Source organism: Chitinimonas sp. BJB300 (assembly GCF_002735695.1).
Classification (GTDB): domain Bacteria; phylum Pseudomonadota; class Gammaproteobacteria; order Burkholderiales; family Chitinimonadaceae; genus Chitinimonas.
Genome location: NZ_PDZH01000111.1, coordinates 1 through 13,711, shown reverse-complemented (window position 1 = coordinate 13,711; position 13,711 = coordinate 1). Strand labels below are relative to the sequence as shown.

Genomic DNA, 13,711 nt, shown 5'->3' with positions numbered 1-13,711 from the left:
CACCTACCATCGCCGACAAGCCCGTTGCTGTCGCCGCACCAAACGTGCTCAGCAAATAGTCGGTGTACAAATCGAGTTCTTTGTTCTTCATGGCGACAGGTTAGCGTATGCACTGCGTAACATCAGTATTTTATTAGGAAGCCAATATGCGTACTACCATCAATCTCGATGATGCTTTGCTCGATCGGGCCCGGCGGCTGACCGGCGTACAAGAGCGTGGTGCGCTTTTGCGCGAAGCGCTTATGGCCCTTATCCAAAGAGAAAGTGCTAAGCGTTTGGCTCAATTGGGTGGTTCTGAACCCACACTGCAAATGGTTTCGCGTCGCCAGTCCGAACCAAAATGATTCTGGTTGACACTTCAGTTTGGATAGACCATCTGCGTTATGGCGATGTCCAACTCAAGCTATTGCTCGAGAATGGGATGGTACGTGTCCATCCCATGGTGATTGGCGAACTGGCCTGTGGGAATCTCAAGACAAGGGAAACGGTATTGGACTTACTGCAGTCCTTACCAACTGTTCGGTGTGCTGAAAATGAAGAGGTATGAGGTAGCCTGAATTCCGTAGACACGCCTGATGGGTAAAATTGAGCCAACAGGAGGCTGCGGTGAGCAAGAGAAAAACACAAAGCTATACGTCGGAATACCGAGCAGAGGCCATCAAGTTGGTGCTTGACCAAGGATTACCGGTTGCCGAGGCGGCAACACGGTTGAATATGAATCAGGGCACGCTGGCTTACTGGGTGACCCAGGCGCGCAAAGGCAAGACAGCAAGCGCTTCAGGTGCAGGTATGCAAAGCGCTGTCGAATTGGCTGCGGAGGTCCGGCAACTGCGTCGGGAGCTGGCCGAAGCCAGGATGGAGCGTGACATCCTAAAAAACCGCCCACACGGCGCGCCGCGCCCCTTGTGATTAGAAACACCCGGAGGCGTACACTGGATGCACGCAAGGACTATGGCCGTACCCTTCTTGGCGGTATAAATCCCCGTCAAAAAACTTGGCCCAGGGGAATCTGCGGACCCGTTTGTGGTGGCGCCTGTGGGCGACCCCGTTTAGGAAGTTGATTTTATCCGAGTCCCCGTCCTGCGTCTGACGATCCAGGAGGTAGCTCATGCCCAAAGACAAAACCAGACCCAAGCCGAGCGGCTTGCCGATCATTCATCCTTTCGCCGCCGGTATCGACATTGGCTCGCGGTTCCATGTTGTCGCCGTCAGCCCCGACCTGTGCGACGAGCCTGTGCAGACTTTCCAGGCATTCACCAGCGACCTGCAACGCATGGCGGCTTGGCTGGTGGCCACCGGCACCAAAACTGTGGTGATGGAGTCCACCGGGGTTTACTGGGTTGCTGCCTACGAAGTATTAGAGTCGCACGGCCTTGATGTCGTCCTGGCGAATGCACGCGAGGCGCGTGCCGTCCCTGGCCGAAAAAGTGACGTCAACGATGCACAATGGCTGCAGCGCTTGCATGCGTGTGGTCTGCTGCGTGCGAGCTTTAGGCCGGGACGCGACATTGCCGAGCTGCGCGCCTATCTTCGTGTCCGGGAGAGCCATACCGACTACGCGGCGGCACACATCCAGCACATGCAGAAGGCGCTTACCTTCATGAACATCCAATTGCACCACGTAGTCGCCACGATCACCGGCGTCACTGGGATGAGGATTATCCGCGCCATCGTCGCCGGCGAACGCGATCCAGACAAGCTGGCCGCGATGCGCGACGTCCGCTGCAAAGAAAGCGCCGAAACCATCCGCAGTGCACTCGACGGCAATTACCAGCCTGAGCATCTTTTTGCGTTGAAGCAAGCATTGGCCCTTTACGACTTTTACCAAGACCGCATCGATGAATGCGACGCTGAGATCGAGCGCACTGTCGCGGCGCTAAATGCCCAACGACCGGTCCCGGATGCGCCACTTCCGAAGGCAAAACATCGCAACAAGTTACCCAGCGATCCGAACTTCGACGTCCGATCAACCATGTACCAGCTCGCTGGAACGGACCTGACGCAGATTCACGGTATCGGTCCCTTCTTGGCGCTGCGCTTGATTGCCGAATGCGGAACGGACCTGAGCCGCTGGCGAACTGCCAAGCATTTCACCTCCTGGCTCGCCCTCTCGCCAGGCTGCAAGATCAGCGGTGGCAAGGTACTCTCCTCGCATACGCGCAAGACCAGCAACCGGCTCACTGTCGCCTTGCGCTTGGCGGCGGTCTCCATTGGAAGAAGCAATACAGCACTGGGTGCGTTCTACCGACGCCTTGCTGTGCGCATAGGCAACGCCAAGGCTGTGACAGCGACGGCTCGCAAAATCGCAGTGCTGTTCTACAACGCTATGCGCTTCGGAATGAATTACAGCGATCCGGGAGCTGATCACTACGAGCAGGCATACCGAGCGCGGGTCATCAAGCAACTACATCGCCGCGCGGCACAATTCGGCTTTGCATTGCAGCCCCAGAACACGCCGGATTCTGTGGGTGTTTCTTAGGAAGCGACGGCGTACTTTGCCAGGGAGTCACTGCCCGGTACGCGTTCGTGAAGCAATGGCGACGGGCTTACCCGGTAAAGTGGTTATGCCGGACCCTGGCGGTTTCTCGTTGTGGTTTCTATGCCTGGCTTAAACGTCCACCTAGTCGACGTGCTCAGGAAGACGAACGATTGCGAGTGGCGATCCGTGCGGCACACTACAAGACGCGCTGCACCTACAGTGCAAGGCGCCTGCAAACTGAACTGGCTGCCGAAGGGATAGTGGCAGGCCGGGACCGGATCGCGCGGCTACGACGCGAAGACGGCATCTACTGCATCCAGCAACGGCAGTTCAAGGTCACAACCCATTCAAATCACAGCTTGCCGGTTGCCGATAACCTGCTGAACCAAGCATTCAAGCCGATGGCGCCGCAGCAGGTCTGGGTGAGCGACATCACCTACATCCAGACAGATGAAGGTTGGCAGTATCTGGCGGGCATTAAGGATGTGTTTACCTGCGAGATTGTGGGTTATGCGATGGGTGCTCGCATGACGCAGGAATTGGTCAGTCAGGCGCTGTGGAAGGCAGTGAAGTGGAAACGGCCAAAGGCGGCGCTAATCTTGCATTCGGATCGAGGCAGCCAGTACTGCTCGCAGGGATATCGGACGCTGGTGGCGCAGTTTGGCTTACGCGCTTCGATGTCGCGGCGAGGCAACTGCTACGACAATGCGCCGATGGAGAGTTTTTGGGGCAGTTTGAAGAATGAGTTGGTGCACCATCGGCGTTATAGGACCCGAACCGAAGCGGAAGCTTCGATCCGGGAGTACATCGAGATCTTTTACAACCGCCAACGACGCCACTCACGTCTAGGGAATGTGGCACCGGCGGTGTTTGCAGAGAAATTCAGCAGGCAATTAGCCTGCATTTGAAGTGGGTGTGTCTACGGTTGTCAGGACAGGTCAGTACTGTATTTTATTGAACAGCGTCAATTGATGGGGCGAGGTATCGGTTACATCGATGTTCACTTACTTGCCTCTACTTTGCTTGAAGGCTCAGTGCGGTTTTGGACACGGGACAAGCGGCTTGCTGCAATTGCAACAGCGTTTGAATGCGCGTTTTCTGAGCAGATTCATTGAAATTGGGGGCCATCTTGTCGATCAGCGTGAAGGCGCTCGACAACCGTTTACAGAGTGGCTCGATTCAGTGCGTGACAATGTTGCTCAGGTCCGCATTCGTGTGAGGGCTATGCCAAGTACAAGGCGATAACCAGGGTGACGGTGATCCGGGAGGCGAAGGCGTCATTGAACTACGTGTACTTGCCAGCTCTAAACAGGGGCTGTCGTCATCCGACATACTCATCAACGATGGCCACCTATCGTAGGTGGCAGTTTGCTTTTGAGGGGGATGGTATGGATAGTGCAATTGTTGCAGGCCCGTTTGGCGGCACGCTTAGCGGCGAGGTAGTTAGCTGGCACATCGGACAAGCCGGTGAGAGCGTATTATTCAATGTTGTCCAAAGTTTATCTTTCGCCCCTTGGCGAGTCATCTCAAGCGTTTATTGTTGCCCCCCATGAAGTCTTTCCCCTTATTTGTCTGTTTCTCTTTGTTGCTAAGTACGTTCACCCCGGCCGCCAGCCTTGACGAACCCATCACTATCCCATTGCTGATAACAGAGCCGCTTGCAGCACATAGCCACCAACTTCAATCTCAAGAAATAAAGCAACAACAACAATTAATGGATTTAATTGCTGCTGAAGCAGGGTTGCGTTTTGAACTCAAGCCCTATCCTTGGCGTCGCGCGCTGAGGTTGGCTGAACGGGGCAAGGGATTGCTGTGGGAGGTAAGCTACACGCCTGACCGGGCCCGTTTCTTTGCATTTTCGGCACCCGTCACTAAATCGATAGTGTGGATGGTCGTGCCTGCTGGTAACGCCTTTCCGTATCGAGGTATCCATAGTCTGCGAGGCAAGACCGTCGCAATCGGAGGGGGAGAATTTTATGGAAAAGACTTTGAAACTTATCGGGGCAAACTGTTCACGGTTGAAGACAACGCCGATTCTCTTAAAGCTCGAATAAACATGCTGGCACGTGGGCGGGTAGATGTCGTCCTGTTCATCAGCCTCCACGAGGCAGCATCCCAGTTCAAAGCCCAGTTAAAAGACGCTGATGATATCGGCAATTGGGAAGTGTTACCCCAACCCTTGTCGATCGACTCGGTGTATATTGGTGCAGCACACAAGTCACCGTACAAGCAGTACCTGCCGATTATCAATCGAGCGATTACCCGGCTGCATCAACGTGGTGCCATTAGCGCCGTGGTCAATCAATTAACAACAGATCCCGTTGATCACAGTTCGCTTATCCTGAGGGAATCTCTTCCTTTGGTGGTCGAGTAGCCTTGCAATATATCGGGGAAGGCCGCCCGCCAACGCCTTGCCCCAGGCAGTCGCCGCGCTGCCGCGTTGCTTATTCCCGCCCTGCAGGAGCCGGCCCCCTACATCACCGGCACAACGAGTGATTCAAAAATAATATGGGGTCAGCGCCAATGATTTTCTCGGACAAAGCCAGGGCGCGCCGCATCGCGGAGTCTGCCCTGCATCCGCCCAAGTCCATTACAAATCAGCCGCTTGCCCCCTTCCGCGTCGTTGGCGTCGTTCTTATTGCTCTTCACATATGGCTTCACAAACTGTGGTGCCATTAACTTCACCGTAAAACCACGGGATTGCAGCAGGCGCGCCCAGTGATGTGCACCGGCACATGACGCCATCCCGATCACACAACTAGGTTCGACCTGTTCGATCAGCTCATCTATCCAGGTGCCACGGGCTAGTCGGCGCCGAACACGGGCTTCTCCTCGCGACTGACACCATGCACCTGAAACACTAGCTTTGCCAAATCGACGCCAACTCGAATACGCTTCATGGTGGACTCCTCTTTACCGTTGACTGGTGGTCGGAACTACCAGTCTGGCACCAAGATGCCGCTTAGGTGAGGAGGGGGCCATCCCATTGCTTACGCAAAGTGCAGCGCGAGTATGACAATGACTTGTATCGCCACCGTCATCTGGTCGAAAAGGCTTTTTTGCAAGTTGGAACGCCAGGGTTATCCGGTAGAAAAATGCGTAGCGCAGATATTGCGTGGTTTAGATTGGGGCCGTGTCGAATTCTGTGTGGGTGGTATAGAGAAGTTCGCTGCTACTGCGAGCCGGTTATGGCCTGCGTTATATCGCCAGTTGATTCGCCGGGTGAAGGTGAGTTGATCTATCTAAGCGGGATTAAATAGCGACCTTAAAAGGGTAAGGTGTGACCACTGGTCAGTAGCTGGCAATATCGAACAAAGACGCTATTCTGAGTTTTCGGAGTCTATAGACGATCTTGCTGCGTGAAGGTGACTGAGAACCTGTCTAAAGTCTCGCGAGCTAAGGCAAGAGAAGGCGGAAACAGTCGAGGAAGCGGAGTTTACACAGGGTAAATGAGCATTCCGAGGGTGATTTCAACGCCATATTGCCGACGCGCAGCAGACTTTAGACAGGTTCTGAGGAGAGGTACTACTCAATAGCCACATGCGTAAAGATTCCCGGTGGATGTGTTGATGTCTGTTTTACCGATCAGGCGCCGTTTGATTACAGCGTGATGGTCATTAATCGATAAGGACGGGTTGCTTTGCGGTTGGGTTTGCATCCTCAGCGTGGGGGTAGGATATGGTTTGTGTTGGTCGTGGTTGTGTAATTGGCTGTGCTTTTGCGTGTTGTTCGATGCCGCTTTGGGCCGTGGCCAATGATGCTCATGTGGTCCCGCTCAATCTATCGATAGATGACCTGGATTTTTTATCCGACCCAACTTCAATGCCACTAACACCGGTAGGCAAAGTTAGTTTGCAACTGCCTATGGCTGCCCCTAGGCCCATTGAGATTGTCCTTACCTCGCCATTACCCGGCATGATACGGGCAGGGCGCCCACATCACGCTTTGCGTATGGCAACTCAAACCGTCGCTCATACTTTGCGACAATTTGGTTTTCAGGTCAGCCAGTGCGAAACACTGACACGCTTACCTTCCAAGTTAAGTCAAAATGGCGGAAGCACCCGACTCCGAGTAGCGTTGACCGTCAACGTTTCCTGTAAATACTGAGCGCCTATCCAATGTCTCATAACCTGTTCACGATCTGTCACGAGCAGCAGTCAGCAGGTTGAAGAGCAGCATAGAAATCGGGAGTTGAGTACTGTCGTGGATCGACATGTTCATGCCATACATGCCAAATCAATGAGCAGCTTGGTGGTATACCAAGCTGCTTATCAGGTTGCTTCGGATTCAGGTGGGTTTATTTCAGAATGGCCAAGCGGGGTTTGCTACACCCATATCCACTTTCTTTACCGAGCTATGTTTGTTGGTAACGGTATTAGCGAAGAACAGTGCGGGTTCCGCAGCAAAGCCAAAGCTTGTTACCTGGCTTGCCGCTGCGGCGGAATAGCGAACGCCCCATAGGTTGAAGGTCGGCCGTTGGTCACGCTGGGTAATAAGCGATAGGGTGATGAGCAGATTATCGTTGCCATCCACGCTGGGCCGGGTTGCATACTGGCTATAGCCTAGCCGGTCTTTAATGGTAGCCCAATCACCTTGAGCAAATTGGCGCTGATGCAGGTAGAGCAAGGTGACGATGTCCCAACCACGTGTTTCGTCAGCCATGCGTTGCGACCAATAATGTATCCACTGCAAATAAAAGGCCATCCGCTCACCGTTCTCAGCTGCGTAGGCTTCTGAGCCCCAAATGCGCTGATAAGCACTCTCGATTGGGTCTGCTGAGCCCTTGGCGGTTTTGATCATATCGAAGGTCGAGCGATAGGCCACCCTGTCATTGCTGCGGTCATCGCTTAGTTCTCGCAGTAACCGCCAATTTTTGTGCAAGGGGAATAAGTTGTTCGATACCTCGGTGCTACGGCCGCTATACACATTGAGCATCGATTGTTGCAAGTTGTGGCCAAGCTCATGGCTTTCACCCCAACCGCGTGGGTTCAGTCCCCAGTCTTGATCATAGGGGTTGCCCGAGCAGCCGCTACCGCATTGCGAGTAGGCATCCACATTGATGTGCTGAGTACCCGGCACACGGTGCAGATTCTCTGACGTGCAATCCCAGTTATGGCTGGTGCAAAAGGTTTGCACTGCGGTGACCAAGCTTTTGCCCGGCAGGGTAAAGCCAGCCAGTTGGTAGGCATCTTCAAAGAATACTGTGCGTAATTCATCCAGATAGCGGTCTATGTCGTTTTTGTAATCATCCGCCAGCACGCTCTTCATCTTGTCGATGCGAGTATGAATTTCGGTACCCGGCAGTTTGATTTCAGCCCAGTCAAATTGGCCGTTTTGAATTGCCGCAACGAATGCGGCCTTATTGTTGGCATTGCTTAAATCAAGGAACGGATGCTGCGCCACACCGCGTAGTCGTAACTGCACGGTTTGACCTGCCGTAGCCTCGCTGAATGCCAGTTGCAGGGTGCCGCCGTAAGGGCTGACAACTTCGACTGCCTGGCCTTGGGCCAATGCCATTGCAGGGCTGGCCAGGAAACGTGGGCGATTATAGGTGTCCTGCGTCCACAGGCGTGTTGATCCGGTACGTTGTGTGTTCAGCCGTAGTGAAAGCTTGGCTTTACCCGCATCGACCACCGTTACTTGCAATGTTTTACCAGGCACAGCGAAACGGCCGATGGTGGTGAAGCCACTCTCGGCTGGCAGTGCGACAGTCACGGTTTCATCGGTGTTTGACGTGGACAGAGTGGCTGCGGTGTTGGACATGAAGGTGCCAAGGTCTGCCTGCGCCACGTTTTTAGAGCGCACGTAGGCAACCCACGCATCCGCGATCAGCGCTTTTTGAAAGGCTACGGTCTGGGTAGCCTTATCGAGCGGGTATTTAATCTGCTTGCGTGTCACATCAGCCCAGAGGGCAAGGTATCGCAACAAGGAGGTATTCGGTGTTGCGAATAGATTGCGTCCTGCCCGATTGAATTCATCGATCTGACTACGAAATGCCTCGGATGGTTTGAGCAGTTCGGTCTGCAATCCAGGTACATCGCTACAACCGTTACCGACGCATTTACTCCAGTCATAATCGGTACGATAGCTTTCGTCGGCCAGTTTGTTCAGCAGCGGCATCACACTGGTGAATTGCGCTGTCAGCGTTTGATTGGTTGCGTTGCTACGGCCGGCTGCTACGGCATCCGCCGGCCAGTAGTTACCGCCGTTGTTGCCGAGGGAGAGCCCCATACCTGCCAGCATTTGCCGGCCTGACTCGCTATCGTTCCAGCTGTCGGTATGTAGGTAGAGTATCGGTTTGCCGGATTTGACCAATGCACGGATATTAGCTTCCAGATTGGGGTTGGCCGTTACATTGCTGCCTACAACCAATAGCTGTGCTTCCTTTGCGCAATTTGAATCGACGATGAAGTCGCAATTTACGGTGGCTGCAGTCACTTCGGCTTTGGTTAAACCTGCCAAGCTTTTAGTAGCATCGAGCCCAGCCCATCCTACATTCAATGATTTGGGCAAGACGCTGTCGGCATTGCCCTGAACCAGCCAGCTCAGCAATCGTCTGAAGGCCGGTATGTGCGCTGTATTCGTGCCCGTACGGAATTGCTCTAACACATTGACGCCATAACCACCGCTGCGCCCCCCTTCGGCAATGCTGATGCTGGCCAGCATATTGCCTTTGTCGCCCACAATGAAAGGCTGGGTCTGTTCGCTATTGGTTGGGAGCACCAGCTGGCTTTGCTGGGTGGGTTGATATTCGCTGCTGACGTCTTTACTGAGTGCTGCGATACGTGCTGCTTGCTGAACGGAGAGTTGCTGGACGAATTCACGTGCGCGTATAGCAATGGCTTTGGTGTCATCCAAAGTACTTGGGTCGCCACTTAGCAGTGCTGCATCGATTGCAGTGCCGGGTGTCGTTGTGGGAGGTACGGTGGGTGGCACGGTAGGTGGTACGGTAGGTGGTACGGTAGGCGGTACGGTAGGTGGCACGGTAGGTGGCACGGTAGGTGGCACGGTAGGTGGCACGGTAGGCGGGGATGTGGTCGAGGTACTTGTACTACCATCACCTCCACCCCCACAGGCGGTGAGTAATGTGGTGAAGAACAGGCTAAGTAGAAGGCTGGAGCGGCGCATCGGTCAGAATTCCTCGACAAGAACCCCGGCAACTCCCTTTGAGTTACCGAAAAGCGCGCGGAATCTATCATGACAAATACATCAATATGCATGTTTTCTGATAATTGGTTTAGTTAATTGGCATGTTGATTTTTAAGAAGGGACCTGTCAGTTATTTCAGTTCGATATCCTGTCTCGCAACAAATCGGGTTCTGGCAACCTTGGCGTAATGGCTTACTGGATAAGGCTGCGACCAAGAGGATAACCCTAGTTGGTGACGGCTACTGTGAGTTACGCGGTAGGGCGATACAGTCAAAATCGTTGGCAAATGCCAGCTTGCCTTGGTAATACTTACGTATGGTTTGCTGCGTTTCCGGCTCGCGTCCCAGCGTCCTGTTCATGCGATGGGACAACAACAGCATCTTGATGTTACCGGCCGCTGCGATTTCTCCGATGCGCGAAGGTGGCATATGCAGGGCGCGTTCTATACCTTTTGCGCCTTCCGGGACGGCATTATGGGCAACCAATAGTCCCGCGCCTTGGGCCAGCTTCTGTAGTGAGTCCCCATTTCCATTGGTATCACCTGAAAACACAACTGAACGATCACCCAATGTCACTCGCCATGCCAGCGCCGGTACTGCACCGTGCGTCACGCTGACCGCGGTCAAAGTCAGATTGCCTTGTTGATAGGGTGTCATGGTTGCGCCGTCTTCGGGAAGAATGTCTTGTGGCAGCAAGCGGTAAGCGGGTTGATCATCGCCGGACAAAAAACTGTCGAGATAGCGATATGCGCCGTCTGGTGCTGCGAAGAGGGCTTTTAACCATTCGGTGGTGGCGGGAAAGCGGCTGCTTCCATCGGGGCCCAGAATAGGCAGGTTTTCCTGCCGGTCACTAAAGAAACCATTTTTCACATAAGCGGGCAGGTCTGCACTGTGGTCGGCATGCAGGTGGGTCAAGGCGATGACATTCAGCGTCTCGTAGCGTGCGCCGGCACGGCCGAAATTCACGGCGCTGCCCGGCCCGGCATCGACCAGCACGCGTGCTTTGCCCTGATCCCAAACCAGATAGCTGCTTTGTGCCCGTCCATTGAGTTCTGGCCCGCCAGATCCCAACACTTGAAGATATATGCCATGGGTTGGGCATCGGTTTGGTGCGGCAAAGGTGGCGGTTGTAGCTAGCACAGATAAAGCAATACTCAGGGCGTTGATGCCTGATGTGTGCATATAGGGGCTCCAAGTGGTTGGCTACGTTGATTAATAGCCTGTGCAAAGTTTGCGGTATGCCGGAAATACAGCCTTAAAAACACCCTGTGGAATGCTCATTTACCTTCAGTAAAGACCGTTTCCTCGATCCTTTTTGCCTCTCCTGCCCGCGCCAGTGGGATTTTGAACAGGTTCCATGCGGCAGCAAGACCTACCAATATATTGGCATCGAAGTGAGCTGGGCGTACACGGAAACCAGGCTGAGGCATCCGCATATATTTGTTCCTGGATGCGACGGTTTATTGCTGCGTGTATAGGGTTGCTTGCAATTGGGGACTTCCATGCGGATGCTGTGTGCATAGGGAGGAGATTCAATGAGTAATACAAGACGTGTTTATCGTCCGCTAGCGCAAGTCCGGGCCGTTGGTGGGGTCTATGTCGACCAGGTGGTGGCCGATTTTCGTGCCTTGCCACCCGAGTCTGAGCAGAAACCACGGTACGCCGAGGCCAAGCAACTGGCAGACAATTGTGAAGACCTGGACTGGCAGCAGCTTTTCGCACTTGAACTGTGGGTGCTGCAATTGATGCCGCTGTATCAGTTGGAAGAGCGTGCTGCTGTGCTCGGGCAGATTTTCACTAATCCTGCCAGTTTGCGGCCAGCCGTTGGCGTGGAAGACTACCAAGAGCGTCTGTGCTGTTGGGCGTTGAATATGCAGTCAGAACGCCAATGGGTGTTTCGCAAGAATCTGCTGCGAGAGCAGGAAGCATGGCGTCTGCGTAAGCGACTGGGCGAAACGTTGTTATGGGTGGGTGTACTTGCGCTGTCCCTGGCCTGGTTCGGTTGGTTGATCGAACTGCCGGCGATTCCCATCTTGGCGATGGTCACATGGTTGGGGATTAGTGGCGGCTACGCCAGTATTGCGCGCCGGTCTCAGGCAGCCAGTGCGACTCGGCCGGGCGAGGCCAGCAGTGGCACCGCGTTTGGCAACCTTTGTGCATTGGACGTGGGGCAGGGCAGTGTGGTGCAGGCTATGTTGCTGGCGGGGTTGTTCGCTGTTGTTGCTTATGGATTGTTGGCCAGCGGATTGTTGGGCCAGCTATTACAGGAAGGGGTGACCAATACATTGTTCCCGCAATTTTCCCCATTGAATGAGCTGGGTTTGCCCCTGCCCAAAGCGGGCAATGATGTGGCCAAACTATCGGTCTGGAGCTTTCTCGCGGGTTTTGCCGAACGCTTGGTGCCCGATGTACTGGATAAATTAAGTGGCAAATCCAAGAATAAGGAAGAGAAACAGAATTCGGGATAGTACTGTGTCAATTTAGTATTTTGCCAGGGGATGAAGTACATCCCCTTCATTTATCATAGGGCCCCATTTTGAAGAGCCTAACATGCTACACGCTGTTGATTTTCTACCGCTTGCCCTTCGTTTGGCTGATGTCGCCCGATCAGTGATTCTGCCTTACTACCGTTCCGGCTTAGCAATCGACGATAAAGCCGACGCCAGCCCGGTGACCTTGGCTGATCGCGGTGCCGAGCAAGACATGCGGGCAATCTTGAATGCCTCGCTACCCGAGCACGGCATCATTGGCGAGGAGTTTGGGAATGAGCGTGATACAGCGGAGTGGGTTTGGGTGCTCGATCCTATCGATGGCACCAAGAGCTTTATCGTGGGCCGTCCTACATTCTGTACCCTCATCGGCCTGCTGCATCATGGCAAGCCGGTGCTGGGCATTATTGATCAGCCAGTGCTTGGTGAGCGTTGGGCGGGTGTTTCGGGTCAGGCTACTACATTGAATGGCGTGCCTGTGCATACAGCAGATACGAGAGACCTTGCCAAGGCGCGTCTGGGTTCTACAGGGCCACAATACTTTTCAGGTGCGATTGGCGAGCGTTTCAACGCACTTGCAGCCAGCTGCCGTTTCACGGTCTGGGGTGGAGATGCCTATCTCTATGCATTGCTCGCCCAAGGCGGGTACGACCTCGTGGTGGAAAGTGGCTTGAAATTGCATGACTTTGCAGCGTTGGTACCCGTGGTGCAGGGCGCGGGCGGCCTGATGACCGATTGGCAGGGGAAGCCGTTGACTCAGACGTCTGCCGGCCAAGTGCTGGTGGCGGCAAATTCATCGTTACACGCGGCGGCAAGCGCTGTTTTATCAGCTTAGAACCTGTCTAAAGTCTGCTGTGCGACGGCAATATGGCGTTGAAAACACCCTCGGAATGCTCATTTACCCTATGTAAACTCCGCTTCCTCGGCTGTTTTCGCCTTATCTTGCCTTAGCTCGCGAGACTTTAGACAGGTTCTAAGATCGTAAACAGGTTTTTAGAATCTGTTCACGATTTGTCGCGAGCAGTCATCAGCAGGGTGAAGCGCAAAAACCGGAGTGTACTTTTGTACATGAGGCTGCGAACTGCTTGGTGCAAAGCACCGTAGCAGTTCGGCGTCCCCTTTGCTGGGGCTGTCGAGCAGCCCAGGTGCCCTGATCACGGCTGTGCGGCAAGATCATAATCAGGTTCTCAGAAAGTCTTCAGCGCGCCGATTTTAATGGCATGGTCACTGTTCGAATGGCTCACCAAGCCACGGTATCGGGCGCTGATGCTAAAGGTAGCGCTAAGCCGCTTGTCGTAGGCGATATCCGAGAGGAATGCATTACGGCCAGACTTTGGTCCCGCCGTTTCAAAAGGCAGGGTGCCTGGCGCGCTGGAGAAACTGAGCTGCGTAATGGGTGCCGCCACCTGAAATTGGTGTTGCAAGCCAATTTGGGCAGCCAGATACGACTGGTCGGGCAGATTCAGTTTGAACCGCCCCGGGTTTTGAGGAGGGTATTTCGTTAAAGTGTTTTAGCGAGTTGCTGGTAATAGTTTGCCTCAGCTTCTGCTGGCGGGATATAACCAATGGGTTCTAGCAGGCGGTGGTGGTTAAAC

The 13,711-nt window shown here is 54.2% G+C and carries 12 protein-coding genes and 1 pseudogene; 9 read left to right on the top strand and 4 right to left on the bottom strand.

Features of this window, described 5'->3' with window-relative positions; translation table 11 throughout:
- Positions 1-146 precede the first annotated feature (146 nt).
- The 6 genes and pseudogenes from CSQ89_RS16555 to CSQ89_RS16520 all read left to right on the top strand — a co-directional run bounded on the left by CSQ89_RS16555 (position 147) and on the right by CSQ89_RS16520 (position 4,853).
- On the top strand, positions 147-344 hold the full coding sequence (locus CSQ89_RS16555) for a type II toxin-antitoxin system VapB family antitoxin (protein WP_099407212.1): 198 nt from the start codon (positions 147-149) through the stop codon (positions 342-344).
- Entirely contained in the window at positions 341-547 is a 207-nt protein-coding gene (locus CSQ89_RS16550) for a type II toxin-antitoxin system VapC family toxin (RefSeq protein ID WP_099407211.1), read from the top strand. Before CSQ89_RS16555 ends, CSQ89_RS16550 begins: the two co-directional genes overlap by 4 nt.
- Positions 548-606: 59 nt before the next feature.
- A complete protein-coding gene (locus tag CSQ89_RS16545) occupies positions 607-909 on the top strand; it encodes a transposase (RefSeq protein ID WP_158229021.1) in 303 nt (100 codons plus the stop codon).
- Positions 910-1,108: 199 nt separating this feature from the next.
- Complete coding sequence (locus tag CSQ89_RS16535) at positions 1,109-2,479, top strand: IS110 family transposase (protein WP_099407208.1); 1,371 nt, start codon at positions 1,109-1,111, stop codon at positions 2,477-2,479.
- A gap of 5 nt (positions 2,480-2,484) precedes the next feature.
- Positions 2,485-3,387, top strand: a pseudogene (locus CSQ89_RS16530) (IS3 family transposase); the annotation flags it as partial.
- 641 nt (positions 3,388-4,028) lie between these two features.
- The gene (locus CSQ89_RS16520) at positions 4,029-4,853 is read left to right on the top strand and encodes a substrate-binding periplasmic protein (RefSeq protein ID WP_099407207.1); all 825 of its coding nucleotides are present in this window, start codon (positions 4,029-4,031) and stop codon (positions 4,851-4,853) included.
- 140 nt (positions 4,854-4,993) lie between these two features.
- On the opposite strand, the gene CSQ89_RS23870 is transcribed toward CSQ89_RS16520, so the two are convergent.
- The gene (locus CSQ89_RS23870; RefSeq protein WP_374701367.1) at positions 4,994-5,155 is read right to left on the bottom strand and encodes a hypothetical protein; all 162 of its coding nucleotides are present in this window, start codon (positions 5,153-5,155) and stop codon (positions 4,994-4,996) included.
- A gap of 336 nt (positions 5,156-5,491) precedes the next feature.
- Between CSQ89_RS23870 and CSQ89_RS22160 the strand changes: the two genes are divergently transcribed.
- A complete protein-coding gene (locus CSQ89_RS22160) occupies positions 5,492-5,716 on the top strand; it encodes a hypothetical protein (protein ID WP_139022965.1) in 225 nt (74 codons plus the stop codon).
- 1,065 nt (positions 5,717-6,781) lie between these two features.
- Here CSQ89_RS22160 and CSQ89_RS16510 read toward each other — a convergent pair.
- Together CSQ89_RS16510 and CSQ89_RS16500 are read right to left on the bottom strand one after the other, a co-directional pair.
- Positions 6,782-9,607 carry an ImpA family metalloprotease gene (locus CSQ89_RS16510; protein WP_158229020.1) on the bottom strand — a complete coding sequence of 942 codons (2,826 nt, stop codon included), beginning with the start codon at positions 9,605-9,607 and terminating at the stop codon, positions 6,782-6,784.
- Between the two features lie 260 nt (positions 9,608-9,867).
- Complete coding sequence (locus CSQ89_RS16500) at positions 9,868-10,809, bottom strand: MBL fold metallo-hydrolase (protein WP_099407204.1); 942 nt, start codon at positions 10,807-10,809, stop codon at positions 9,868-9,870.
- A 353-nt stretch (positions 10,810-11,162) separates the two neighbouring features.
- Here CSQ89_RS16500 and CSQ89_RS16495 point away from each other — a divergent pair, with 353 nt between their 5' ends.
- Together CSQ89_RS16495 and hisN are read left to right on the top strand one after the other, a co-directional pair.
- Positions 11,163-12,095, top strand: coding sequence for a hypothetical protein (locus CSQ89_RS16495; RefSeq protein WP_099407203.1), 933 nt, complete (start codon positions 11,163-11,165; stop codon positions 12,093-12,095).
- An 82-nt stretch (positions 12,096-12,177) separates the two neighbouring features.
- Complete coding sequence (gene hisN, locus CSQ89_RS16490; RefSeq protein WP_099407202.1) at positions 12,178-12,951, top strand: histidinol-phosphatase; 774 nt, start codon at positions 12,178-12,180, stop codon at positions 12,949-12,951.
- Between the two features lie 352 nt (positions 12,952-13,303).
- Here hisN and CSQ89_RS16485 read toward each other — a convergent pair whose 3' ends face one another.
- On the bottom strand, positions 13,304-13,540 hold the full coding sequence (locus CSQ89_RS16485; protein ID WP_099407201.1) for a hypothetical protein: 237 nt from the start codon (positions 13,538-13,540) through the stop codon (positions 13,304-13,306).
- Positions 13,541-13,711: the final 171 nt, after the last annotated feature.

Excerpts from the sequence above, each read along its gene's own strand:
- CSQ89_RS16555 (WP_099407212.1), top strand. The coding sequence starts at position 147 with ATGCGTACTACCATCAATCTCGATGATGCTTTGCTCGATCGGGCCCGG.
- CSQ89_RS16550 (WP_099407211.1), top strand. The coding sequence starts at position 341 with ATGATTCTGGTTGACACTTCAGTTTGGATAGACCATCTGCGTTATGGC.
- CSQ89_RS16495 (WP_099407203.1), top strand. The coding sequence starts at position 11,163 with ATGAGTAATACAAGACGTGTTTATCGTCCGCTAGCGCAAGTCCGGGCC.
- hisN (WP_099407202.1), top strand. The coding sequence starts at position 12,178 with ATGCTACACGCTGTTGATTTTCTACCGCTTGCCCTTCGTTTGGCTGAT.
- CSQ89_RS16520 (WP_099407207.1), top strand. The coding sequence starts at position 4,029 with ATGAAGTCTTTCCCCTTATTTGTCTGTTTCTCTTTGTTGCTAAGTACG.
- CSQ89_RS23870 (WP_374701367.1), bottom strand. The coding sequence starts at position 5,155 with ATGGCACCACAGTTTGTGAAGCCATATGTGAAGAGCAATAAGAACGAC.
- CSQ89_RS16510 (WP_158229020.1), bottom strand. The coding sequence starts at position 9,607 with ATGCGCCGCTCCAGCCTTCTACTTAGCCTGTTCTTCACCACATTACTC.
- CSQ89_RS16535 (WP_099407208.1), top strand. The coding sequence starts at position 1,109 with ATGCCCAAAGACAAAACCAGACCCAAGCCGAGCGGCTTGCCGATCATT.
- CSQ89_RS22160 (WP_139022965.1), top strand. The coding sequence starts at position 5,492 with ATGACAATGACTTGTATCGCCACCGTCATCTGGTCGAAAAGGCTTTTT.
- CSQ89_RS16500 (WP_099407204.1), bottom strand. The coding sequence starts at position 10,809 with ATGCACACATCAGGCATCAACGCCCTGAGTATTGCTTTATCTGTGCTA.